Raw genomic sequence first — 23,431 nt, 5'->3', positions numbered from 1 at the left:
ATTTTATTTTAAGGGTAAGCTTTCTAATTTAGTTTTCGCAGTTTGTATTACTTCGGCATCGCTGGAGTTATCTACGATGGATTTTAAAGTGGCTCTCGCTTGTGGTATATTTTTCAATGCTATGAAATTATCTGCCAATAAAATATAAGCTTTACCCAAAATAGCGTCAGAAGCTTCGGAATAAGTATTTCTGAATTTATCTAAAATCATTTCACTGGATTCTTTAAATTTAGATTCCTTGAATAACAACGAAGCTAGTTTCAATTGGGCCGCAGCTCCTATATCATTTTTATCCAAATTGGTGGTTATGCCTAACCAATTCCTTTGATTTACTACATCACCCCCTGCCTCAAAAGTATTTGCCATTTTTTCTGCCAATTTGGCTTTATCCTCCTCGAGGATATCTTTTGACTGAATTAATTCATCGGTTATATAAGCAGCAGAATCTAGCATATTGGCCGCTAGGAATGTTGTCAATAGGCCATTGTTTGCTAAAATCTGGTCTTTAGGTCCTGTGTATTTTGTCTTAAACACATGATACCAATTGGCTGATGCAGAATAGTTCTTATTTTCCAATTCCATTTCAGCGCTACGTTGAATGGCCTTATTAATTTGAGGATGAACATTTTGTTCAATCATCTTTTTGTAGAAAATCAAAGCTTCTGGTTTATTATTGGTACGATAAGCTGCATCGGCAATTAAAAAAGTAGCTTCCACTAAATTCTCATTATTGGGATACTTCTCAATAAAGGCTTTCAATGGAGCAATGGCTTTATCGTATTTTTCACCTAAATATATCCCTTTGGCAGCGCGATATTCTAAATCCACGTTTTCAGCTTCATCCGGACTGTTTTTCTGAAAGTTTCCTAATAATTGACCGAAGTCCTCTGGCCTACCTACTTCATTTAATTCCTCTTGAAGCCCCACCAAGGCATCTTTAGCCGTTTTATCTGTTGGGAACTCCTGGATGATTCGCTTGTAATCAACGATAGACAATTCATGCTGATTGGTATTGGCATAAGATTGTGCACGTTTAAGTAAGGCTTGGGTAAAATATGGACTTTTCGGATTGTTCTCAATCAAATCGCTAAAACCAACAATGGCCTCTTTGTATTTATTGGTATTAAATGAAATGACATTTTCTTGGAACGCAGCATCATCCACATATTTTGAATTAGGGAATGAAGTTCTTAGTTGTTTGAAACTAGCTTTTGCTTCATTGTCGCGGTTCAAATAGGTCAAGGTTACTCCTTTTTGATACAAGGCATAATCCTTTTCTGTTTTGGCCAAATCTATGGCTTGGTTGTAATAGGTTAAGGCTTCATCATATTTTTTAGACACTAAATATGTATCAGCCAATCGTATTAAGATGGTTGGATTATTTTTAGCATCCGGACTTAACTTCAAGCGATCAACATAGGCCTTAAATAAAACATTGGCTTTATTGAAATCTTTGGTGTTGAAATAGGCATAGGCCAATCCCATACGTACCTTTTGTAAAAAGTCATTGGGCTTAGCAACTGGTGGAGTACCTATCAATAAGGGAGAATAAACCTGAATGGCTTGTTCATATTTCTTTTGTCGAGACAAAGCCTCTCCTTTCCCAAATAAGGCCTGAAATTTCAAGTCAGCACTTTCTGGATTTTCTGAGGAGGTTTGAAACAATTCCAATGCCTGATCAAATTTGTTTTCATTGTATGCCTTTACACCTAAATTATAAGTCAAGGTTTGATATGCGGCATTTAATTTTGAATTGCGATTGGCCAAACCTTTTAAATAATCCAAAGCAGCCTGAATGTTGTTGGAATGGATAAAGGCATCAGCTACCAATTCAGTGGATTCCTCTAAAAACTTACTCTTAGGGTATTTTTTATTGAATTCTTGAATCGCATAAATAGTTTCACTTGCCTTACCTAAGTCTAATAACACTTTGGCATGATTAAAATAGGCTTCTTCTTGTATTTGTGCATTGAATGCCAAGGCTTTAGCTTGTCCAAAAGCCTGCAAAGTAGCTTCTAGATTTCCTGACTTCAATTGGGATAATCCTAAAGTGAAAGCTGCATATTGAGCCAAAGTATCTTTTTTGACTGCCAAGGCTTTCAACTCGTCTGAGGCTTCGTTGAATTTATTGGTTTTGTACAAAGAGTATCCAAAGCGGTATTGAATCTCTGGAGTAATTTTAGTGGGATTAAGTTTCTTGTATAGGCTGTAGCTGATGGCTGCTTTTTCAAAATATGCGAGCTTAAACTGAACCTCAGCCACTAAAAGAGAAAGTTCATCTAGATTATACCCAGGCTTTTTCTGTTTTAAAATTGGTTCAGCATAATTCAATAATTCATTAAATTTCCCTTCATGGAAGTAGCACATGGCTATCCAATTGGGGATATCTTTTCTAAAACGGCTCGAACCTTCGGCTTTTTTAAAGTCTGTATTGGCCTCACCGTACCGCTTTTCTCCAAAATTAATGACCCCAGCATAATAGGCTGCAGCAAAAGCAAATTCTTCCTCTGGTTCAGCTTTAATTTCATTGAACAGCGGCAATGCTTCTCTAAGCTCCTTTAATTGATAATAAGAAACGGCCAGTTTGAACTTAGCTTCTAGATTAGTCTCAGAGGACTTACTTAAATATTTGATGGCTTTTTTATAATCACCGTTGTCGTAAAAGAAACTACCAATACCTCGCATTAATTTAACAGCTTGAGGATGCTCTGGATAATTGGCTACAAAACGATCGGCTACAATTTCTGCTTCAGGCTGACTCATGTACAAGGTACACATGGTCATATAATACTCAGCTAAGACTTTTTGACCCGCTTGCTCATTATTAAGTGGCTCTAAACTTGCTAGATAGGCTGAAAATTCTTCTTTGGCCGCAACATAGTTTTTTGAATCAAAATATTCTTTGGCCTGTCGGAAGTGTAGTGTCTGATCCCCAAAACTTAAGGTTTGTTGTGCCACTGCCGACCAAGAAAGCAAGAAAAATAAAATAGCTGGAATCCAGCAAAGTGTACGGTTTTGTTTTCTCATTTGTAGAAGATTACAGCATTCTCAATTACTACAATAATACGATTTTTCTTCCAAATAATTGTAGCGAACTCCCAATTTATTTAGGCTAATTTGGGGATACAATGGCCAATTTTAGTTTGATTAAGGCGATTTTCTTATCTTTATGGCCTACACCTGATCAACGTTTAATTTTTAAAAAATTCATGACAAAATTTACTAGAAATTCCTGGCTATTAGTCACACTTTTATTGGGAATCAACCTATTAGGCTTTGGTGCCTCCCCTGCTATACGACATGAAATCAGTATGGCATCCCCGCATACGCATTACTTTCAAGTTAAAACGACTGTCGATCTAAGCCAAGCCCACTGGAACAAATCCTATATTGATTTTAAGATGGCAGCATGGACTCCTGGTTCTTATTTGATTCGGGAATTTGCTCGCAACGTGGAATCTTTGACTACCCTTAAAAATGGACAATTGATTCCTGTTGATAAAATCAATAAAAATACTTGGCGTGTACCCATCAGTAAGGGTCAAAAACAAGTGAGTATCAGTTATGACGTATACGCATTTGAGTTATCTGTACGTACTTCTTTCCTAGATGATACGCATGGCTATATCAATCTTGCTTCTGTTCTACTTTATGTGAATGAGTTAGCTCAACAAGCTCAGGGGCTTCAAATTAACCCGCATAAATCCTTTCATCGAATTTCTACTGCCATGAAGCAGACAGCTCCGAATACTTTTGAAGCTAAGAATTTAGATGAATTGATTGATTCTCCGATCGAAATTGGTAATCATCAAGTATTCCAATTTAAAGTGGGTAATATTCCTCATCAGATTGCATTTTATGGTCAAGCCAAAGTAGACACGACTAAATTTATTGCCGATGTAAAGAAAATGTGTGAAGAAGCGGCACGCGTCATAGGTGTACATCCATGTGATCATTATTTATTCATCATACACAATTTACAAAGAGGTACGGGTGGTTTGGAGCATTTATACTCTACCACATGTCAAGTGTCAAGAACTGCTTACGAAACGGAAAATGGATATCACGGAATTCTTGGCTTATTATCACATGAATATTTTCATTTATGGAATGTGAAACGCATTCGTCCTAAAGCCCTAGGGCCTTTTGATTATGAAAATGAGAATTATACCCATAATTTATGGTTGTCTGAGGGAATGACTTCCTATTATGGAGCATTAATTTTACAACGTTCAGGGCAATCGACTACGGATGCTTATTTGAAATCGGTGGCTGATGAGATTTCTTCGGTTGAAAATACACCAGGAAACAAAGTGGAATCTGCAGCCTCTGCTTCTTGGGATGCTTGGATTAAGTATTACCGTCCTAATGAAAATAGCCGTAATTCCACTGTTTCATATTATTCTAAAGGATCGGTTTTGGGAACAGTCTTGAACCTTTGGGTGATTAAGCAGAGTCAAGGAAAGGCCAATTTAGATGATGTGTTCCGTTATTTATACCAAAATTATTATGTCAAATTACAGCGAGGATTTACGGATGCTGAATTAGAAAATGCTTTTTCAAAAGTGGCTGGAACTTCAGCAAAAACGATTTTTGAACAATGGGTATACGGAACAAAAACTCCCGAGTATGCCCAATTATTTAAGGAGGTTGGATACGATTGGGCGGACTCCAATGTGGGAAAATCCATTCCTTTTTTAGGTTTTAGCGTAACCGCAGGTAAAATCACAAGTGTTTTAAAAGGAAGTACAGCTTATGATTATGGTTTAAATGTGGGCGATGAAGTTTTAAAAGTCAATACAGAAACCTTTGAAAGCATTGAAAAATCTTTGAAAGACAAAAAAATAGGTGATACCTTATTATTTACGGTTCGTCGAGATGGATTAGAAAGAACCTTTGCTGTTCCAGTTGGACAATCAAGCATGGCTGCTTTTAAACTGACTACGATGAATCAATTGACCGAGGGTCAAAATTCTTTACGTGCTAAATGGTTGGGTAAAATTAACTAAAGCGTATGTTTGCCCATTTCGGCATACATGGAATGGAAATTATTTAAGACGAAATTTTGAAAGGAGGAGCTGGATGCCAGCTCCTCTATTTCTTTTTGAGAGGAAAAGTCCAAGACTGAAAATTTGTAGCTTTGTTCCAAATTAGGGGCTTCAAATTTTAAAATGTATTTGGAGTTCCATTCAAACAAGGAAATTCGCATGGATTCGTGGGGAATTTCTTTGATGAAATGCATATACTAAGCCTCTTCTACGATTTTAATACTTTGTATTTTATCTCCTTCGCGGATTAAATCAATCACTTCTAAACCTTCTACCACCTTACCAAAACATGTGTGTTTGCGGTCTAAATGTGCTGTATTGTTTCTAGAATGACAGATAAAGAATTGGGAACCACCTGTATTTGGTCCTCGGTGTGCCATCGACAAAACTCCACGATCATGAAATTGATTGTTACCCGTTAATTCACAGGGAATAGTATATCCTGGGCCACCAGCACCAGTACCTGTTGGATCTCCTCCTTGAATCACAAAATCAGCAATTACTCGGTGAAATGTTACTCCATCATAAAATCCTTTATTGGATAAATCAATGAAGTTTTTCACGTGGATGGGAGCATCTTCCTCATAAAATTTAATTTTCATCAACCCTTTATCGGTCAACATTTCTGCGTATGCCATAATTTCATTTAAATTTGAGGCACAAAGATGCGAATGAAAATTGAATTATTTAAATTGAATTCTTTTTATTGCCTAAACTAAAAACATCACATGTCTTCTATCAAACGACTTAGTCCCATTTTTTGCATGCTCTTCTTTATGGGGCTATTAGCTTGTGATTCTGAAAAGGAAAAAAAAGAAGCTACTCAATTCTTTTTACGAGGAAATCAAAAATTTAAAGAAAAGGAATATTTTGAGGCGATTAAATGGTATAGCGAAGCGATTTTGAAGAAAAAGGACTTTTCGGATGCGTATTATAATCGTGGCTTGATTTATGAGCAATTGGAAAAAAATGAGGAAGCTTTAACCGACTTCTCCGAGGCTGTTGAATTAGATGCGAAATTTGGTCCGGCATTATTTAAAAAGGTTGAAATGCTTCAAAATATGAAGCGATTGGATGAAGCCGAGCTTGAGGTACAAAAATTAGTTAAGTTGTTTCCTGATTCCTCAGCCTGCCACCGTTTGCAGGGAGATATTTTCTTTGAAAAGGAATCTAATAACCAAGCCTTAGCTTCGTATGAAAAAGCGATTCAGTTAGATAGCAATTTGGTGGAAGCATTGATCAATAAAGGAGTGGTATTACAAACCATGGGTGAATTGGATTTAGCTGAAAAAGCATTTCAACATGCCTTGCTTAAAGGAAAGTATAAGCATTTGATTTACAATAATTTAGGGTACTTGGAGATAGAAAGAAGGCAATGGAAATTAGCTGAAAAATGGGTTCGTAAAGCTCTAGAGATAGAACCTAACAATGAACTATTTTTGAAAAACTTAGCTAAAATTAATAAGGAATTAGCCCTTAAATAAGGCCATGTATTGTGCCAAAGCAGCAGCATTGATGCTTGAATTAGTTTCGATTTCCATCAATTTTGCGCGGTCGGACTCTTGAAAGAAGTTTTTTAGAGCGTGAACTAATTCATTTTCATTTTTAACGCTGATATAATTTATTCCAGCATCCTTTGCTACGTTTTCTGCATGAAAAACTTGTTGAGTTTCCATGAATTCTTCCAATTCAGGTAAATCTTTAGCTCCATCCAAATTTCTAAAAATACCTCCCCCACGGTTATTCATTAGTATAATTCTCCAATTATTGGGTAAATAGGAATTCCAGAATGCATTTTTATCGTAATGAAATGCCACATCACCAATAATGGAAATCACGAGATTGGAATTACTTTGTGCAGCACCCAAGGCTGTACTCAAACAACCATCAATTCCAGATGTTCCCCGATTAGCAAAAACCTCAATGCCTTTTGGCACGAATTTAATCCAATTTAAATATCTGACAGATAGCGAATTAGCTACATGAATTTCAGCCTTACTTTTTGGAAGAAATGGAGCTATTTGCTGAAATATATGTAATTCATTCCATCCAGAAGTAGATTGTACTTGCTGGGTTGAAACCATTTCATCGGCATTTTTCCAAGCTTGAAAATATGATTGCTGTTGATTTGGGATGTTCAGTTGGACTAATTCCTTTAAAAAATCAATTTTATCCACTTCTATCAGATGTTGTAAACCTTTGAATGGATCAGCTACAAGAGCCTGAGCATGAGGATTTATTTGCCATTCCTGCTTTTCAGAATTGGCTCTTAAAAATTGCTTGATTCTTTTGGTAACAAAACTTTTACCTAAGTGAATATGAAGATCGGGCTGTAGGATTTCCCAGTTTTGCGAATTTGCTAGAATCAAATCATGGCTATCCAGGGCAACTTCTGATAAATTGGCAATTGAATCAGCCAAAACAGGTATTCCTTTTTTCATCAATTCATCCATGAGGTCTTGAATTTGTTTGTTCAAGGCCATTTGTCCTACCGTGATTAGGATCTTATTGGAAGCACTGACATTCCTTTGAATAAATGTTTTAATGTTGATATCCAAGGATTTTTTAGCAGACCATCTTTGGATTTTTCTGATTGGTTTTGCTTGAGCTAAGGCTGCTCCTTTTTCCGGATAAAAGGGCTCTTGGATAGGAATATTGATCTGTACCGGCCCCTGTGGTACAGAAAAGGCTGACCAAAATGCGTCATTGGCTATTCTATTTCTATGCCAAAGTTCATCTGAAGATTCATGTGAACGAGTTGAATAGGAAAAATATTGTTTGGCATGAGCTCCAAATATTCGTTCCTGATATATGGTCTGCCCATCCCACTGTCCAATCCATTCTTGCGGTCGGTCTGCCGTTAGAATTATCAATGGTACTTCCTGAAAATAAGCCTCTGCGATGGCAGGAGCCATATTTAAAGCAGCGGAACCAGAGGTACAACAAAGAATTACTGGCTTATGAGATTTAAGTGCTAAACCGAGAGCAAAAAATCCAGCCGAGCGTTCATCACTGATGGAAAAGGATTGAATAGCTGCATGTCGACTTATCGCCAGCATGATGGGTGCATTCCTAGATCCAGGACAAATAACAGCCTGATTTACACCATGCTGGCTAAAGGTTTCGATTAGTTCTACAAGTCCAGAGGGGAAGGCCATAGGTAAAAAAAGCCTCGTGAGAGGCTTTTTAAATTATCCAAGATATGTTTTCAGTGCTTTACTTCTCGAAGTGTGACGTAAACGACGAATCGCTTTTTCTTTGATTTGTCTTACTCGTTCACGAGTCAAATTGAATTTTTCTCCAATTTCTTCTAAGGTCATAGCATGTTCTCCATTCAAACCAAAATACAAAGTTACCACATCGGCTTCACGCTGTGTTAAAGTTGAAAGAGCACGTTGAACTTCTCTACGTAGTGAATCATTGATCAAACCCGAATCAGGTTTGTCTTCTGAGTCATTTTCTAATACATCTAATAAGGAATTTTCTTCTCCTTGCACGAAAGGTGCATCCATGGATACGTGACGTCCAGAGATCTTTAATGTATCCACTACCTCACCGGTAGAGATTTCCAAAACTTCGGCTAATTCTTCCGGAGAAGGTTCACGTTCGAATTTTTGTTCTAACTCAGAAAAGGTTTTTGAAATTTTATTCAAAGAACCTACACGGTTCAAGGGTAAACGAACAATTCTAGATTGTTCTGCTAAAGCTTGTAAGATGGATTGACGAATCCACCATACGGCATAAGAAATAAATTTAAAACCACGAGTTTCATCAAAACGTTGCGCTGCTTTAATCAAACCTAGATTACCTTCGTTGATTAAATCACCTAAGCTAAGTCCTTGGTTTTGATATTGTTTTGCTACGGATACGACGAAACGTAAATTGGCTTTCGTGAGACGTTCTAAGGATAATTGGTCCCCATCTCTAATTTTTTGAGCGAGAATTACTTCCTCGTCTGGGGTCAACAAATCCACCTTGCCAATTTCTTGAAGGTATTTGTCGAGTGATTGACTCTCCCTGTTGGTAATCTGTTTGCTAATTTTTAGCTGTCTCATAGGGGCTTACAAAAGAATGAATGGGTTATAAAAACATATAACCCATGAAATAACATATTAGTTGTCAGAATTTTCTGAGCTACGTTCTGGTTTTGGTAATAACACTTTAGCAGATAAACGGAATTTTCCTGTTTTCTTGTCTACTTCTACCAATTTTACTTTCACTTTGTCTCCTTCTTTGAAAACGCCATCCATGGTTTCGATGCGATCCCAAGATATTTCAGAGATATGAAGTAAACCATCTTTTCCTGGTAAAAATTCCACAAAAGCACCAAATGCTTGAATGTTTTTTACTTTACCATCATAAACTTCTCCCACTTCTGGAATAGTTACTATACCCTTGATCATTCTAACCGCGTGATCCATGGCTGCACCATTCGCTGAGAATACACTTACATAACCACCATCTTCTTTTTCTTCGATGGTTACGGTAGCTCCTGATTGCTTTTGGATATCTTGAACCACTTTACCGCCTGGTCCGATTACCGCACCAATTTGGTCTTTCATGATTTTGATAACAGTAGCACGAGGAGTTTGAGGCTTGAAATCTTCTCTTACCTGTGGAATCGCTTTTTTCATCTCATTCAAGATGTGTAAACGACCTTCTTTAGCTTGAGATAAAGCTTCCACTAAAACTTCGTAGGAAAGTCCTTGAACTTTGATGTCCATTTGACAAGCCGTGATACCGTTTTCTGTACCAGTAACTTTAAAGTCCATATCACCTAAGTGATCTTCATCACCTAAAATATCAGAAAGAACGGCATATTTACCTGTTTTAGGGTCGGAGATTAAACCCATGGCAATTCCAGAAACCGGTGCTTTGATTTTTACACCTGCATCCATCAAAGCTAAGGTACCTGCGCAAACTGTGGCCATAGACGAAGAACCGTTAGATTCTAAGATATCCGATACAATACGCAAGGTATAAGGGAAATCTTCCATTTTAGGAAGAACTTTCTTGATGGCACGCATGGCTAAGTTACCATGACCAACTTCACGACGACCTACGCCACGATTCGGTTTTACCTCCCCTGTTGAGAAACCTGGAAAGTTATAATGCAGCATAAACTTATTATAACCTTGTGTCATAGGTTGATCGATGATTTGCTCATCCATCTTAGTTCCTAATGTCACGGTAGTTAATGACTGAGTTTCTCCACGAGTAAACACGGATGAACCATGAGGAGTAGGTAAATAATCTACTTCGCAAGTAATTTGACGAATTTCGTTCAATTTACGTCCATCCAAACGGTAGCGCTCTTGCAATACTAATTGACGAGCAGCTTCTTTTTCGATATCGTGGAAATAATGTTTTGCCAATGAAAGGTTCACGGTATGATCTTCCGGTAAAGAAGCAACATATTCGTCAACGATGGCTTTGAAAGCGGCTTTACGCTCGTCCTTTTTAGGATTAGCTTGCTTAGCTACTGCCAAATATTTATCGTAATAGTTTTTCCACAATTCAGCACGTAGTTCTTCGTCGTGTGTTTCATGTGAATAAGCACGCTTTTCAGTCTTATCTGTCGCAACAGTTAATTCTTTTAAAGCAGCACATTGTAATTTTATAGCTTCGTGAGCGATTTTCAAAGCTTCTAACATTTCTATTTCAGAAACTTCGTCACCTTCACCTTCCACCATTAAAATATCATTTTCGTTGGCAGCCACGATTAATTCTAGGCTGGCACCGGCTAATTCACTTACGGTAGGATTTACTTTATATTCCCCATTGATTTTAGCAATGCGAACTTCGGATATTGGTCCATTGAAAGGGATATCGGATACCGCCAATGCCGCCGCTGCAGCTAAACCTACAAAAGCATCAGGTAAAACTTCTGAGTCAGCTGAAATCAAATTAATTAAAACTTGCACGTCAGCATGATAGTCATCTGGGAATGTGGGACGCAAAGCGCGGTCCACCAAACGCGAGATTAGAATTTCATAATCAGAAAGGCGAGCCTCTCTTTTAAGGAAAGATCCAGGGATACGTCCGTTCGACGCAAATTTTTCTTGATAATCGACAGATAATGGAAGGAAATCCACTCCTTCTTTGGCCTCTTTGTTGGCTACTACTGTAGCTAACAACATCATATTTCCTGATTTGACAACAACGGCTCCATCGGCTTGCTTGGCTAATTTGCCAGTTTCGATTTGGATTTCCTTGCCGTCAGGCATTGAAATATGTTTTGTAATAATGTTGAATGACATACGTTTTTGAATAAATTGCTACGCCCTATGCGTAGAATAAAGATGTTTGTTTGATGATTCAAACTGTACCGCAATGAATAAAGCAGGGCTTCATGAAATGAAACCCTGCCATTAATCTTATTTACGAATACCTAATTCAGCGATGATTGCACGATAACGTGTAATATCCGTACGAGTTAAGTAATCAAGTAAACGACGACGCTTACCAACTAATTTCAAAAGACCTAAGCGAGTGCTGTGATCTTTTTTGTTTTTCTTTAGGTGCTCCGTCAAATGATTGATTCTGAATGTAAATAACGCAATTTGCGATTCAGCAGAACCAGTATCGATTTTTGACTTTGCTTTCCCTTTAGATTCAAAAATTTCTTGTTTTTTCTCGGGTGACAAATACATCTTTTACCAGTTTTTAAATTGTGAAAAATTAATTTGCAAAAGTAGGAATTTTAATGAGAAATTCCAAATATACCTGCTTATGCTTGGGTGGAAACTTTGTTCTTACGATTGTTCCAATAGGTTTTTATTCGATCCCAAAGAATTTTATAAAAGTCGGATTCAAATAGTCGGGAGTCTTTCAGTGCAATTTGTAAGAAATAAGCTCCAATTAGGGCTAAAATGCCGTTAGAGATCCATGCACCAATTTCGACTAGCACCTTCCCTTCTTTCGCCATTTTGTCGCCTTGTTGGGTTAAAATATACATTAGAATAAAGAATGAAACGGCTACTACCACTGGAATACCGAAACCACCTTTTTTAATAATCGCACCCAAAGGAGCTCCAATTAAAAACATGACCAAAACAGCAAGGGAATTGGTGAACTTGTGGTGCCATTCTAAATCTGTCTTTTTCAGTTCGGTTACTCGTTCGTTTAAATTGACTTCATTTGTTTGTCCAAAGGCAATTAAATTCTGAACTTCTTGTCTAGCCATTTCCTCCATAGGCCGATAGTCCTTATTAATTTTAATTTTTTCGGCTATTTTGGGACCTATCCATTTCGTGTTGAAATTCATGCTTCTTAAAGAGGCACCTACGGGTTTTCTGAAATAAACATAATAAACGCTGGAAGCCAAGGTGAATCCTTTTCTCATATTGCGAATGTTTTTTGACAAAGAGTCGGCATCATCGGCCAACTGGTTGTTATTTCGCATGATTTGGTGGTGTGCAAACTGGTTTTCTTCGGTTTTTTGTAAATCAAATCCAGCCAGTGACATGACTATTTTACTACGTTTGAAACTATGTATGGCTAATTCGGAAAGGTCATTTCCTGGGCCTCGGTCGGCATCTTCTATGTAATCTTTGCCATTGAATAGTTCGAAAATCAAATATTTCCGGTCTAATATGGTATACATTTGGGCAGAATCCGCTACGGTAACATGTCTGTTTCCATCATTACCTGTATGGTCATAAATGATGAGTGACTTTAAGGTTTTATTATCCGGAAATTTTTTTGCCACTTTGATGGAATAACCGGGAAGGTCATTGTAGAAAATCCCTTCTTTTATGTTGAGGGTTGTCTTGGTAGTTTTAATGTCATACAACAAGCTCCACCCTTTTAAGTTGGCCCAGGGTAATGCCACATTGACAAACCAAAACATGAAAACGCAGATAACCAGGGTCGTGACAAAAATGGGCCTAAAAATACGAAATATGGAAATACCGGCACTTTTTAGGGCAGTCAATTCGAAATTCTCTCCTAATTTTCCAAATGTCATCAGTGAGGATAACAAAATGGATAAGGGCATGGCAAGCGGTACGGTAATGAGTGAGAAATAAAAGAATAATTCGACGTAAACGGTGGCCCCTAGGTCTTTTCCAAACAGGTCGGCAAAGTAAAAGAGAACCAATCGTAAGAGGAAAATAAAAATGACAATAAGGAAAGTAAGAACAAATGGTCCCCAAAAGGCATTGAGGACTAGTTTATCTATTTTACGCATAATTAGCTTCCTACGATTTCTTTTAATTTATCGCAAAGATAATCCCAAAGTTCGGCAGCATCATCGTCCGACTTGAAAGTTGATGCACTATCACTTACTTTTAAATAGGTCGTATTGGAAAGTTCGCTTACATCTAATTTCAGTTCAATAAATCCTTTGGATGAATCATCTTTGGTATTGAAAAACTCGAATCGTACGAATTTATTCAATTTACTCTGAACTAAAGTTGCAGGATGATTTTCGTCATCCCAATAAAAATGAAAGGTACTGGCATTAGGTACGGTAACCTTGTCGGCAAACCATTGTTGTAGTCCTGAAGCGGTACTTAAATATGGATAAAGTACTTTTGGAGAGGCTTTTACCTCGTATTCAAACTCAAAATTGTTTGCTGGCATATTATGTAATTATTAATGGATTAGGCTTTACTGACAAAATTCTAGTCCTCTTTAGCAAAGGTATTATTTCTAAGCTAAATCCCAAATCTGCCACAAAATTAATCAATATTAAGAATTTATTTGTGACTGTAATCGCTTTCTGCTACCTTTGCAACGCAATTTGGCGGGGTAGCTCAGATGGTTAGAGCGTTGGATTCATAACCCAAAGGTCGGCAGTTCGATTCTGCTCCCCGCTACTTTTCATGTAAATTAGAAGACAAACTTAAGGGTTTGTCTTTTTTTTTGTGGTGGTTTTTGGAAGAGGTGGCGCTGTCGAGAGCCTCAGGCGCCTTTTTAACCTTAACTTTTACGCTCTGAAAGATTTTTGTGGTATGGAATGCTCTAAAAAAAAAGGTGGCTGAGGTGCTCGAAGCCACCTTTTATGAATTTGTTTCTTCGGCGCCTTCGAGAGCCTCAGGCGCCTGTTTAACCTTAACTTTTACGCTCAGAAAGATTTTTGTTGTTTAGAATGCATTAAAACAAAAGATGGCTGAGGTTATCGAAGCCACCTTTTTTGAATTTGATTCTTCGGCGCCTTCGAGAGCCTCAGGCGCCTGTTGATGAATTTATTATTTCTTCTAATATCTAGATTTATAATTTATCTAATTCTCGATATGCCTTCGATAGTTTGGGTAACAAATAAACATTACCATTAATTAAAGCTTCTTTTTTCTCTCTTCTCCACCTTTGAACTTGTTTTTCACGATTAAAAGCCAAATCAATTCGGGGGAATATTTCAAAATAGATTAAAGTTACTGGTAATCTATTTTTTGTATGGTTTGCCCCTCTACCCATTTGATGTTTTTTGAGTCGTTTTTCAAGATTTTTTGTACTTCCGCAATAAAAACTATCATCGCTACATCTTAATATATACATATATCCAATCATAAAAATGTGGTTAGGTTTTTGTGTCTAATTTAATTTTTCTTGTGGTTAAATTTCTGGGGCTTTATTAAATTATCAATTAGTTGTAAGTACCTTCCCGACACCTCAGGCGCCTTCGAGAGCCTCAGGCGCCATCTGGTGTACTATGGATGACTATTACAACTGAAGTTGGCTGAGGTCCTCGAAGCCACCTTTTTTGAATTTGATTCTTCGGCGCCTTCGAGAGCCTCAGGCGCCTGTTTAACCTTAACTTTACACCTTCAGAAAGATTTTTGTGGTGTAGAATGCATTAAAACATTAGGTGGCTGAGGTTCTCGAAGCCACCTGCATTACCTCATTTGAAAAATAAATCGGATATTTGTTCCCTGATTTTATCTCAATGTTTCTTTAACCTGTATGAATAAACCTCCATTCGATGCGATTTTCATGGAATTAGCTCAAAATTTAGCTTTGAGATCACATTGCACGCGTGCTCAAGTAGGTTGCGTGCTGACCAAAGAAACTCGTATTATTTCCATTGGATACAATGGTCCTCCAGCTGGAACACATAATTGCGATGATGAATTTGGAGAAGAAGGATGTCCCAGAGATTCTAAAGGATCTTGCTCCTTGGCTTTGCATGCAGAACAAAATGCCATTTTATATGCCTCTAAAAATGGGGCAGATGTAGAGGGTTCGACCATTTATGTGACCCTCTCCCCTTGTATATCATGTGCAAGGATTATTTACAGCATGAAAATTAAACGCGTAATTTACCTAAATTCCTATGCAGCCTATAAAGGGCTTCCATCTGATGAGGGAGTGGATTTCTTACGCAAATTTGGCGTGGAAGTTGAGGCTTACGCTGAAATGGACCTAAAATAGGGTGAAATATTTGGAAAGTAGTATGTAGAATGAAGAATGTAGAATGAATTTTGGATACTATTGCAATTCTACATTCTACATTCTTCATTTATAATTAATGATGATGCACCCCACCCTCACCATGAACGTGGCCATGAGCAATTTCTTCAGCTGTTGCTTCGCGAACCTTGATTACCTTTCCATTGAACATTAAATCTTTTTCTGCCAAAGGATGGTTGAAATCCATAGTTACAGTTTCTGGACCTACTTGTACTACCATACCCTGCATTCGGTTTCCTTGGTCGTCGGTCATTGGAATGAAATTTCCAACCTTTAACATATCGCTGGTATCCTGTCCTTCAATTTGAAAGATCGATTTTGGTAAATCAATAATGGCGTTCGGGTCCACCACACCATAGGCGTCCTCTGCTTGAATGGTGAAATCAAAGGTATCATTGGCGGACAAGCCATTTAAATTTGCTTCAAAAGCTTCTGGTAAGCCACTCAATCCATGAATAAATACCATAGGTTCATTTTCATCGACAATCTCTACCACTTCTGGTTGGCCTTCTTCATTTGGGAAGGATAATTGATATGAAATGAATACTACGGAGTTCGGTTTAATCTGCATATTGTTCTATTTTGCAGCAAACCTACGGGATTAATTTGTAAAGCTTGTTGCACTTTGATTATTATTTTTGGAACAGAAGCTTTTGATTAGCTTTGTATTTCGTTATAAATTCTATTTTTCCATGCAAAAAAGTGCTCAAGACGTATTAAAAGACATCAAACAACAAAAATTGGCACCGATTTATTTGATTCACGGGGATGAGCCATTTTTCATAGACCAGGTAGTTGATGCTTTTGAAAATAAGGTGTTGAGTCCAGATCAACAAAGCTTTAATCAATTTGTGATGTATGGAAAGGATCAAAGCTTGGGTGAAGTAATATCCTATGCTCGTAGATTTCCCATGATGTCTGACAAACAAGTCATCATTGTTAAGGAAGCGGTATTTTTAGAAGCCATGGTAAAAGGGAAAACAGATGCCAAGGAAAAAGGGAATTCGGATTGGAAAGCATGGGTAGATTATTGCGAAAGACCTACGGAGTCTACTATCCTTGTTTTTACTCTTAAAACTTTACTGACGGATAAATCAAAAATTTTGTCGCCCTTGGATAAAAAGGGAGTTGTAGTGGCTTCCAAAAAGATCAGTGAAGACCGATTGGGAATTTGGTTAAAGGATTATTTAGGATCACATTCCTTACATATTCAGGCCAATGCACAGGACTTAATGGTTTCTTTTGTTGGAACTGATTTAAAACGAATGGCCCATGAGGCGGATAAACTAATCGTCAATGTACCACAGGGCAAAGAAATTGGTTTAGACGAAGTTGAAAAGTTTATTGGGATTAGTCGAGAGTATAACTATTTCGAATATCAAAAAGCCATCGTTCAGCGAAATGCCGAAAAGGGACAGAAAATAGCTTTTTATTTTGCTGAGAATACCAAGCAAAATCCGGCTGCACCTATGCTAATCATGTTATTTAATTTTTTCTCCAAGGTTCTGCAAGTTCATGATTTAGGATCAATTTCTGACGGAGAAATGGCTAGCGCCATAGGTGTCAATCCTTATTTTGTAAAGGATTATATTATGGCAAAACGCAATTACCCACTTGGCAAGGTCGTTCGCATCATAGAAGCTATTAAAGATGCTGATTTACGCGTGAAAGGAGTTATTGGCAACAGTGATAAGGAAAGAGAAATAATTTTGGACCTTAGTTTTGAGATATTTAACCTTTAATTGATAGGTAAATAATCATCCGCTTTAACAAAGCCTAGCTGTCCCTCGAAATAGCAGTTTACCCAGATGTCCTTTTTTTGCCAATGGACGATTCTATTTCCTTTTTTTAGCATTTGTTTGACCGGTGCTGCTGAGGAGGCAAAATCTCTCAAATATGCCTTTTCCTTGGTGATTATCCCATATTTAAGTAAAGATGGAAAATTAGCAAACCATACCAAAAACAATAAATAAAAACCTAGGTAATACAAGCTATAGGCTTTGATTTTCATTTTTTTGACTTTTTTAAAGCTGAGAATTCCAACCACATAAAAAGCCAAGGCAAATAAAAATCCCATTAGGTAAGGAAAATAGGTAAAGTAAATCCACAGAAATTGATCCATGAGATTGATTTGAAAACCAGATAGCGACTGCCTATCCCCTATTTCTTGGAGCCTTTTAGCGATAGCAGGTCTATCCTGTTCTGCTTGCAGGCTGGATAAATAATATAATTCTTGTAGCCAATCGTTTTTGGCTTTAGCGATATAAGCTAATTTTAGGCGGATACTTTCATTTTCACTTCGCTGAGCATCAGCGAATGGTAAATAAATTTTTTCCGCCTCCAATAATCGATTGGATTTAAATAGAGAATCTGCTAAGGCTAATTGATTTCTATCTATTTGGCTATAAGCAGGTTGCCAAATGCCAAAAGAAAAAAGTACAAAAAATATAATTTTATTTAGATGGTACACTTGCATAATTCGAAAAACCGTACTAGTTTTGCACCGCAATAAGGGGAAAATGTTCTGCTTTTGCAAACTGAAGTTGGCCAGTGGCTAAACTTCCTTTCGACTCCAGAGTGGGTCAATTGATATACAAGCGTAAGCTTGATGATTCCGTAGCTCAGTTGGTAGAGCAATACACTTTTAATGTATGGGTCCTGGGTTCGAATCCCAGCGGGATCACTTCTAGTAAAATTAAAAGCCTCTAAATCAATCGTTTAGAGGCTTTTTTCATTTCAGGATATTCGTGACAATGATCTGAAAAAAATGAAAGCCCTTTCGGGCTCTCATTAAATAATCTAATCAAACTAAAAAACTTAATTCCAGGTACCAACGGCATATTGAAAAAGGACCATTTGATTTATGTGCCTCAACTGATCTATCTTTTTTAAGAGTTGATCTGAATTTAATTGCAATCGCTTTTGAGCAGATTGAATAAAATTATTTCCACCGGCATCCAAATGAGCTAGATCCTTGTAATACGTGAAGGCATAAAATTGACCACGTGAATCATCCGCTATGGGTACTATGGTTTGCCAAAAGCTCCATTCTTGTATCTCCCCTGCCTTGATTCGATCTTGGTGAACGCTTTTCATTTGCTTTTCGAAATTGACATAATTAAAGTAGTTTGAAACTGTAGTTTTCATCGTTTCTAACATGATAATGGAGTTCAAATCATTCGAACTTCCAGTACCCTCCAATAATTTGATTAGCATATTATTGGATACCGATTGTACCTTCTCTGTTTCAGCTAAAATGTTCGCAAAGCTGGGATCTTTTTTAACTAATTCCTGGTACTTATCCATAGGATACTGAGTGATTTTATTCAAATCAGAGCTAACATTGACAGAAATATAGTCATAATCGACACTGGCTGTCTTATAACCGTTTACTATAGGAAATGCAGCCCATTCATCAATAAAGCCCATTTCTTTTCTAATAAGATGAATGGTTTTCCACCTTTTTTCCAAGTTCATGGCTTCTTCTAAGCTATGTCCAGGTTTTAATTTGTGAAATGCGATGTTGGCATAAACGGTTTTTCCTTGCGCTTGTAGTTGAGTACTCACACTGATCATCACCAAAATGGAGAAGCTTAGAAAAAATATTTTTTTCATAGTTAAATAGATATGTTTTTTAATTGTTGGGAATGCGGGTTAAATAATCAATACGAATGGGATTTCTGAACTTAGCAGCTTTTTGATTTAATTCTGTCATCTTTTGATTTCCCTTTCTCGTTTCATTTCTAGAAGTTTGATGGGTATAATAATCCAATCTAGAACGATCAGGAAGCAATAACATAAAGGTATTGTTGGAATATCCCTCAATAGCTTGATAAGTGATGTAGTTATAATTAAATCCAGCTGCTTTTTCTTCCTTTAGGACCTCCTCTATGGTAGATTTAAATTCAGTTATTTTAGCCGATGGTACGGTAAAGAGTAATACCTTTCTAAAGTCATAATTTTCAATCTTGAAATCTGGAACAAGCATGGTATTGTTCTTAACTTGAACCCAAGTGGATCTACTAACAGGCTCTGCTTCATTTTCTCTCAATGATTTAGTAGCCTCAGGAAGCTCATCTATTACTTTTTTGGAAAGACTAATCCGCTGACTGGCATAGTCACCCAGATTTTTTTCTCCCGAAATAAAAATTAAACTGTAAATTTTACCCATTTCTGAAGAATGAGAAGCACGATTACTGACCAATTGCCCAGTGGTTTTTAACCACCAATTTCTAAGTATCGGATAGTTCTTTTTATACACATTTAAATCCGTCACCTTATTTTCATTTAAAATTAAATAGGTGTTTGGGGCTTCTTGTGCCAACATGAAACTGCTTGCCCATGTAATGCCCATTAATAAAAGAATGATTTTTTTCATAGTAGTATATTTATTGAAACTTGTGTTCACAATATTAGTATGCTACCTGCTCCCAATGGGACAGAATTAGGCTTTCATTTGTCCAAAAAATGATACAATTTGTCCGTATTTCGATCAAATACGGGTTCATGATGGGTCATTCACCCATTTTATTCCAAACCTTGGCTAATAAAATAGTAGATCCCTTTTTAATCAAAAATTAAAATATGATGGATTGAATTGAACTTAGTACATATCTACCACTACTTTGGTGGCTCTACCACTCACCGCCATTTCCATTGCCTTACCAATTTTGTTTAAAGGAAAGCGACCAGAAATAATTTTTCCTGGATGAATTTCACCTCGAGCAATCAAGTCGATGGTTTCCGCAAAGTCACTAGGATGGTCATAAATGATAGAAGGTAATATGGAAATACCCTCCCGGGCAATTTTTAATGGTACAAATTGTGCCAATTCATTAGCTAATCCTACTAAAATAATTTCGGAGCCTCTTGGAGCTGTTTCTAAGATTAAATTAGTGGCTTTGGCTACACCAACACAATCAAAAATGGCGACTACTTCCTGATCATATAAAAATGATGCTAATGATTCTTCTGGTAAAGATTTGGCTCCCATGGCGATGGCCATGGCTTTTTTTTCCTCGTTTAAATCTTTTACATATACCTGAAATCCTTTGCTTAAGGCCAATTGACATAATAAAAGTCCGATGGCCCCTAATCCAAAAATGGCTATTTTTTCAGTTGATTTGGCGGAACAACAATGTAATGCATGTACTGCCACGGCAAGAGGTTCAATGCAAACCGCATCTTGATCGGAAATGCCATCAGGTATTTTCCAACAAAATTTAGCATCAATACAGATATACTCCGCAAAACATCCAGGTGAATTAACGCCCAAAACTTGCTTGTTTGGACAAATATTGCCTTTTCCCTGTAGGCAAAATCGACAAGCTCCGCAGGGAATATTGGGCTCAATGACTACTCGTTCACCCATAGAAAAACCATGTGCTTCAGTTCCCAATTCTTCGATATGCCCCAATCCTTCATGGCCTAAAACGGTAGGTACAGCTAAGCTTCGATCACCCAAAAATAAATGTACATCTGAGCCACAAATGCCAGTTGATTTTAAACGGATTAAAACCTCATTCGACTTGGGAATTGGCTTGTCGAATTCTTTAAGGCTTAATTGATGGGGTTTTTCTAAAACGGCAGCATTCATAGTTTTTCAGATGGTAAGGTTCGAATAATCAACCCCATCACCAATAGTGGTAAAGAAAATAAGACAAATAATAAAGTGTTTCCAACTTGGCTATCTGATAAGATTCCGAATATGGCTGGACCTAAAATGGCACCTAGTCGACCAATACCCACCGTATATCCCACTCCTGTAGCTCGAATGGAGGTCGGATAAATACGTGAAAGTATAGGCCAAATTCCATTGAAACCTCCTTGGGCAAAAACACCGATGAACATCACCAAAATAAATATGAGTAGGGTATTTAATGTCAAAAAGGCATACAATTGCATGACAGTAAAGGCTGCCAACATATAAATGAAATGAGTCTTTTTTAATCCAAATTTTGAACCCAAAGCACCAATAGAGGATGAACCAATTGCTGCTCCAATATTGAGTGAAATACCCACATAGGTGGCTAATTCGAAGGGCATACCTGCGTCTTTTGCAATGGTGGGTACCCAGCTCATAACAGTATATAAAGTCATAAAACCAAAAAATGCAGCCAACCAAAGTCGCCAAGTATTGGGTTTAAATTCTTCTGTCAACAAAACTTTAACCCCTTGTTCTTCCGTCTTTTTACTCCTAAATTCTTCCGAATCTTTCATCACAAAAAAGACCAAAGCTGTCATGAAGGCTGAAAAACAACCCGCCAGAAAAAACGCATAGTGCCAACCTTTCATAGGAATAATTTCAGCAGCAATTAATCCTGTAAGAATAGCACCAATGGGCCATCCAGCTTGAATTAAGCCAACATTGAAATCTCGGTATTTGTCGTTAGAATACTCGGCAGCCGTGGTTGCAATGGTGGGTAAAATACCTCCAATTCCCAAACCTGTTAGAAATCGCCAAGCGAGAATCGGTACATAAGCATCTGCAAATGCTACCCCAAACATCCCCACACTAATCATAAACAATGAAATAATAAATATTCTTCTTCTGCCGTATTGATCTGCTAAGGGAGCTAAAGAAAAGCAACCTAGGGTCATTCCTGCTAAACCAGCACTAAAAATATAACCCATTTCAGCTTTTGATAAACCAAATTCACGAATGATTTCGGAACTAGAGAATGAAACAATAAGTACATCTATTCCATCATTGAAATTCATTAAAAAACACAAAGCCACCATTAATACCTGAAATGCAGACATGGGGGTATCACTGCTACTTATTTTTTGTTCTTTCATTATTCTAAAAATCCTCCTTGCGGTTTAATTCCTTTTTTTACCCAATTCCTTAATGTGTCAAATGATGTTGCCATTTGTTGGGCTGTAAAGGCACAATGAGCTTGCCCATTGGTGTATTTCACAATAAAATACTGATCTTTTTGCTGCTGGTGCACCATGTTTTCGTAATTCACCACTGCGTAAGTCGGTGGAATCAATTGATCATAAATCGTATGCACTAATAATACAGGCTTATTGATATTGCCAGTACGATCATATCTGGAAAATAATGGGTTGGGATTTTTAGTTGCCACTAATCTTTCTGCTAGCCGGTTCGTTAATAAATTATCCGGAAAACCTGAATAGACCGTTTGGAGGTTATCAAATGGATTTCCTCCGAATCGGATGGCTAAATCCCGGAGTACATTTTGATTAAAAAATAAGGAACCTCCAAGATCCTTTAATTTTAAGTCAAATCGCTTGGCGAATGCTTTTGCCAATACAGAATCCTTCTCCATGATAGCTTTCATGATTTGACCAATTTTAGGTCCAGCTTGGGCTAAATTGACATATCCCACAGATGAGTTTACATCAAAAATTTCTTTTAAACTGGGTATAATTCCAGGAAATAGCCCATTGAAGGTAGCGTACATATCAAATTCTTTTCTACACTGTAAATATGGCCTAGAAGATAATGGACATAATGGAAGAGCACCATGGTAATTTTCTCCATAATTTTCCATGATTCCTAAAGTAATTCCTCCTCCCATGGAATGTCCCATCATGAAGGTTGAATCAGGTTTAGCTACCTTTTTGACAAAGGCCTGTCGTAGTTCTTCTGTAGCATCTATACCTTCTGGTAATACAAAACCAACATCAGGGTAATCAGAGGCTGCTATGGCAAAACCCCGATCTAAAATGACTTGTAAGCGTTTATCTAATCCGAGGTTGGCATCTTGGGGCTTTTGACCTTGAAACTGGTAGCCATGGGCATACATGACTAATTTTTTATTCCAATTAGTAGGAATTAATATTTGGTATGTCCCTCCTTTTAGGACCCCAACATCTTTTTTTTCAATTTGGCCAAAGAGAGAAAAGCTGACTAATAAGGTTAATAAGATTACCTTCATGGTTAATTTTGGATTAAGTATTTGATGGTATTATTCGGTTTCAAACTTTTAAATTACCAAATT

At 37.3% G+C, this 23,431-nt stretch carries 20 protein-coding genes and 2 tRNA genes; 6 read left to right on the top strand and 16 right to left on the bottom strand.

Annotated features, from left to right (window positions below; translation table 11 throughout):
- Positions 1 to 3: 3 nt before the first annotated feature.
- Positions 4 to 3,027, bottom strand: a complete 3,024-nt coding sequence (locus tag SKC36_RS02880; protein ID WP_459464462.1) for a tetratricopeptide repeat protein — start codon at positions 3,025 to 3,027, stop codon at positions 4 to 6.
- 182 nt (positions 3,028 to 3,209) lie between these two features.
- Here SKC36_RS02880 and SKC36_RS02875 point away from each other — a divergent pair, with 182 nt between their 5' ends.
- Positions 3,210 to 5,009 carry a M61 family metallopeptidase gene (locus SKC36_RS02875; protein ID WP_459464460.1) on the top strand — a complete coding sequence of 600 codons (1,800 nt, stop codon included), beginning with the start codon at positions 3,210 to 3,212 and terminating at the stop codon, positions 5,007 to 5,009.
- 236 nt (positions 5,010 to 5,245) lie between these two features.
- Here SKC36_RS02875 and SKC36_RS02870 read toward each other — a convergent pair whose 3' ends face one another.
- Positions 5,246 to 5,686, bottom strand: a complete 441-nt coding sequence (locus tag SKC36_RS02870) for a peptidylprolyl isomerase (RefSeq protein ID WP_459453022.1) — start codon at positions 5,684 to 5,686, stop codon at positions 5,246 to 5,248.
- Between the two features lie 90 nt (positions 5,687 to 5,776).
- On the opposite strand from SKC36_RS02870, the gene SKC36_RS02865 reads away from it, so the two are divergent.
- On the top strand, positions 5,777 to 6,532 hold the full coding sequence (locus SKC36_RS02865) for a tetratricopeptide repeat protein (RefSeq protein WP_459464458.1): 756 nt from the start codon (positions 5,777 to 5,779) through the stop codon (positions 6,530 to 6,532).
- On the opposite strand, the gene menD is transcribed toward SKC36_RS02865, so the two are convergent.
- From menD to SKC36_RS02835, 6 genes are all read right to left on the bottom strand, one after another.
- Positions 6,518 to 8,206, bottom strand: a complete 1,689-nt coding sequence (gene menD / locus SKC36_RS02860; RefSeq protein ID WP_459464456.1) for a 2-succinyl-5-enolpyruvyl-6-hydroxy-3-cyclohexene-1-carboxylic-acid synthase — start codon at positions 8,204 to 8,206, stop codon at positions 6,518 to 6,520. The genes SKC36_RS02865 and menD overlap by 15 nt on opposite strands.
- Positions 8,207 to 8,239: 33 nt before the next feature.
- Positions 8,240 to 9,103, bottom strand: coding sequence for a sigma-70 family RNA polymerase sigma factor (locus SKC36_RS02855; RefSeq protein ID WP_109323139.1), 864 nt, complete (start codon positions 9,101 to 9,103; stop codon positions 8,240 to 8,242).
- A 57-nt stretch (positions 9,104 to 9,160) separates the two neighbouring features.
- A complete protein-coding gene (gene pnp / locus SKC36_RS02850; protein WP_459464454.1) occupies positions 9,161 to 11,308 on the bottom strand; it encodes a polyribonucleotide nucleotidyltransferase in 2,148 nt (715 codons plus the stop codon).
- Positions 11,309 to 11,425: 117 nt separating this feature from the next.
- Positions 11,426 to 11,701, bottom strand: coding sequence for a 30S ribosomal protein S15 (rpsO, locus tag SKC36_RS02845; RefSeq protein WP_109323137.1), 276 nt, complete (start codon positions 11,699 to 11,701; stop codon positions 11,426 to 11,428).
- Positions 11,702 to 11,778: 77 nt separating this feature from the next.
- Positions 11,779 to 13,239, bottom strand: coding sequence for an LptF/LptG family permease (locus SKC36_RS02840; protein ID WP_459453018.1), 1,461 nt, complete (start codon positions 13,237 to 13,239; stop codon positions 11,779 to 11,781).
- A gap of 2 nt (positions 13,240 to 13,241) precedes the next feature.
- Positions 13,242 to 13,634, bottom strand: a complete 393-nt coding sequence (locus SKC36_RS02835; RefSeq protein WP_459453017.1) for an START-like domain-containing protein — start codon at positions 13,632 to 13,634, stop codon at positions 13,242 to 13,244.
- 162 nt (positions 13,635 to 13,796) lie between these two features.
- On the opposite strand from SKC36_RS02835, the gene SKC36_RS02830 reads away from it, so the two are divergent.
- Positions 13,797 to 13,870: transfer RNA gene (locus SKC36_RS02830), tRNA-Met, on the top strand.
- A 394-nt stretch (positions 13,871 to 14,264) separates the two neighbouring features.
- On the opposite strand, the gene SKC36_RS02825 is transcribed toward SKC36_RS02830, so the two are convergent.
- Positions 14,265 to 14,549 carry a GIY-YIG nuclease family protein gene (locus SKC36_RS02825; RefSeq protein ID WP_459464452.1) on the bottom strand — a complete coding sequence of 95 codons (285 nt, stop codon included), beginning with the start codon at positions 14,547 to 14,549 and terminating at the stop codon, positions 14,265 to 14,267.
- Positions 14,550 to 14,954: 405 nt separating this feature from the next.
- Between SKC36_RS02825 and SKC36_RS02820 the strand changes: the two genes are divergently transcribed.
- Complete coding sequence (locus tag SKC36_RS02820) at positions 14,955 to 15,422, top strand: deoxycytidylate deaminase (protein WP_459453015.1); 468 nt, start codon at positions 14,955 to 14,957, stop codon at positions 15,420 to 15,422.
- A 94-nt stretch (positions 15,423 to 15,516) separates the two neighbouring features.
- On the opposite strand, the gene SKC36_RS02815 is transcribed toward SKC36_RS02820, so the two are convergent.
- On the bottom strand, positions 15,517 to 16,032 hold the full coding sequence (locus SKC36_RS02815) for an FKBP-type peptidyl-prolyl cis-trans isomerase (protein ID WP_459453014.1): 516 nt from the start codon (positions 16,030 to 16,032) through the stop codon (positions 15,517 to 15,519).
- A 121-nt stretch (positions 16,033 to 16,153) separates the two neighbouring features.
- On the opposite strand from SKC36_RS02815, the gene holA reads away from it, so the two are divergent.
- The gene (gene holA, locus SKC36_RS02810; protein ID WP_459453013.1) at positions 16,154 to 17,203 is read left to right on the top strand and encodes a DNA polymerase III subunit delta; all 1,050 of its coding nucleotides are present in this window, start codon (positions 16,154 to 16,156) and stop codon (positions 17,201 to 17,203) included.
- On the opposite strand, the gene SKC36_RS02805 is transcribed toward holA, so the two are convergent.
- On the bottom strand, positions 17,200 to 17,937 hold the full coding sequence (locus SKC36_RS02805) for a hypothetical protein (protein WP_459453012.1): 738 nt from the start codon (positions 17,935 to 17,937) through the stop codon (positions 17,200 to 17,202). The two genes, holA and SKC36_RS02805, sit on opposite strands and share 4 nt — an antisense overlap.
- 134 nt (positions 17,938 to 18,071) lie before the next feature.
- Here SKC36_RS02805 and SKC36_RS02800 point away from each other — a divergent pair.
- A tRNA-Lys gene (locus SKC36_RS02800) sits at positions 18,072 to 18,144 on the top strand.
- A 134-nt stretch (positions 18,145 to 18,278) separates the two neighbouring features.
- Here the strand turns inward: SKC36_RS02800 and SKC36_RS02795 are convergent.
- The 5 genes from SKC36_RS02795 to SKC36_RS02775 all read right to left on the bottom strand — a co-directional run bounded on the left by SKC36_RS02795 (position 18,279) and on the right by SKC36_RS02775 (position 23,368).
- On the bottom strand, positions 18,279 to 19,076 hold the full coding sequence (locus SKC36_RS02795) for a hypothetical protein (protein ID WP_459453011.1): 798 nt from the start codon (positions 19,074 to 19,076) through the stop codon (positions 18,279 to 18,281).
- A gap of 19 nt (positions 19,077 to 19,095) precedes the next feature.
- Positions 19,096 to 19,839, bottom strand: coding sequence for a hypothetical protein (locus SKC36_RS02790; RefSeq protein ID WP_459453010.1), 744 nt, complete (start codon positions 19,837 to 19,839; stop codon positions 19,096 to 19,098).
- 225 nt (positions 19,840 to 20,064) lie between these two features.
- A complete protein-coding gene (locus SKC36_RS02785) occupies positions 20,065 to 21,057 on the bottom strand; it encodes a zinc-dependent alcohol dehydrogenase (protein WP_459453009.1) in 993 nt (330 codons plus the stop codon).
- The gene (locus SKC36_RS02780) at positions 21,054 to 22,259 is read right to left on the bottom strand and encodes an MFS transporter (RefSeq protein ID WP_459464450.1); all 1,206 of its coding nucleotides are present in this window, start codon (positions 22,257 to 22,259) and stop codon (positions 21,054 to 21,056) included. Before SKC36_RS02780 ends, SKC36_RS02785 begins: the two co-directional genes overlap by 4 nt.
- Positions 22,259 to 23,368, bottom strand: a complete 1,110-nt coding sequence (locus SKC36_RS02775; RefSeq protein ID WP_459464448.1) for an alpha/beta hydrolase family protein — start codon at positions 23,366 to 23,368, stop codon at positions 22,259 to 22,261. The genes SKC36_RS02780 and SKC36_RS02775 overlap by 1 nt, the downstream gene beginning before the upstream one ends.
- Between the last annotated feature and the right edge of the window lie 63 nt (positions 23,369 to 23,431).

The organism is Aquirufa sp. OSTEICH-129A, assembly GCF_054558355.1.
Note: the sequence above shows the minus strand (reverse complement) of the source record. Positions and strands in the feature narration are given on the sequence as shown.

Excerpts from the sequence above, each read along its gene's own strand:
- pnp (WP_459464454.1), bottom strand. The coding sequence starts at position 11,308 with ATGTCATTCAACATTATTACAAAACATATTTCAATGCCTGACGGCAAG.
- SKC36_RS02815 (WP_459453014.1), bottom strand. The coding sequence starts at position 16,032 with ATGCAGATTAAACCGAACTCCGTAGTATTCATTTCATATCAATTATCC.
- SKC36_RS02805 (WP_459453012.1), bottom strand. The coding sequence starts at position 17,937 with ATGCAAGTGTACCATCTAAATAAAATTATATTTTTTGTACTTTTTTCT.
- SKC36_RS02865 (WP_459464458.1), top strand. The coding sequence starts at position 5,777 with ATGTCTTCTATCAAACGACTTAGTCCCATTTTTTGCATGCTCTTCTTT.
- SKC36_RS02875 (WP_459464460.1), top strand. The coding sequence starts at position 3,210 with ATGACAAAATTTACTAGAAATTCCTGGCTATTAGTCACACTTTTATTG.
- SKC36_RS02855 (WP_109323139.1), bottom strand. The coding sequence starts at position 9,103 with ATGAGACAGCTAAAAATTAGCAAACAGATTACCAACAGGGAGAGTCAA.
- SKC36_RS02880 (WP_459464462.1), bottom strand. The coding sequence starts at position 3,027 with ATGAGAAAACAAAACCGTACACTTTGCTGGATTCCAGCTATTTTATTT.
- rpsO (WP_109323137.1), bottom strand. The coding sequence starts at position 11,701 with ATGTATTTGTCACCCGAGAAAAAACAAGAAATTTTTGAATCTAAAGGG.
- SKC36_RS02840 (WP_459453018.1), bottom strand. The coding sequence starts at position 13,239 with ATGCGTAAAATAGATAAACTAGTCCTCAATGCCTTTTGGGGACCATTT.
- SKC36_RS02780 (WP_459464450.1), bottom strand. The coding sequence starts at position 22,259 with ATGAAAGAACAAAAAATAAGTAGCAGTGATACCCCCATGTCTGCATTT.
- SKC36_RS02870 (WP_459453022.1), bottom strand. The coding sequence starts at position 5,686 with ATGGCATACGCAGAAATGTTGACCGATAAAGGGTTGATGAAAATTAAA.
- SKC36_RS02825 (WP_459464452.1), bottom strand. The coding sequence starts at position 14,549 with ATGTATATATTAAGATGTAGCGATGATAGTTTTTATTGCGGAAGTACA.
- SKC36_RS02835 (WP_459453017.1), bottom strand. The coding sequence starts at position 13,634 with ATGCCAGCAAACAATTTTGAGTTTGAATACGAGGTAAAAGCCTCTCCA.
- SKC36_RS02795 (WP_459453011.1), bottom strand. The coding sequence starts at position 19,076 with ATGAAAAAAATATTTTTTCTAAGCTTCTCCATTTTGGTGATGATCAGT.
- menD (WP_459464456.1), bottom strand. The coding sequence starts at position 8,206 with ATGGCCTTCCCCTCTGGACTTGTAGAACTAATCGAAACCTTTAGCCAG.
- holA (WP_459453013.1), top strand. The coding sequence starts at position 16,154 with ATGCAAAAAAGTGCTCAAGACGTATTAAAAGACATCAAACAACAAAAA.
- SKC36_RS02785 (WP_459453009.1), bottom strand. The coding sequence starts at position 21,057 with ATGAATGCTGCCGTTTTAGAAAAACCCCATCAATTAAGCCTTAAAGAA.
- SKC36_RS02775 (WP_459464448.1), bottom strand. The coding sequence starts at position 23,368 with ATGAAGGTAATCTTATTAACCTTATTAGTCAGCTTTTCTCTCTTTGGC.
- SKC36_RS02790 (WP_459453010.1), bottom strand. The coding sequence starts at position 19,839 with ATGAAAAAAATCATTCTTTTATTAATGGGCATTACATGGGCAAGCAGT.
- SKC36_RS02820 (WP_459453015.1), top strand. The coding sequence starts at position 14,955 with ATGAATAAACCTCCATTCGATGCGATTTTCATGGAATTAGCTCAAAAT.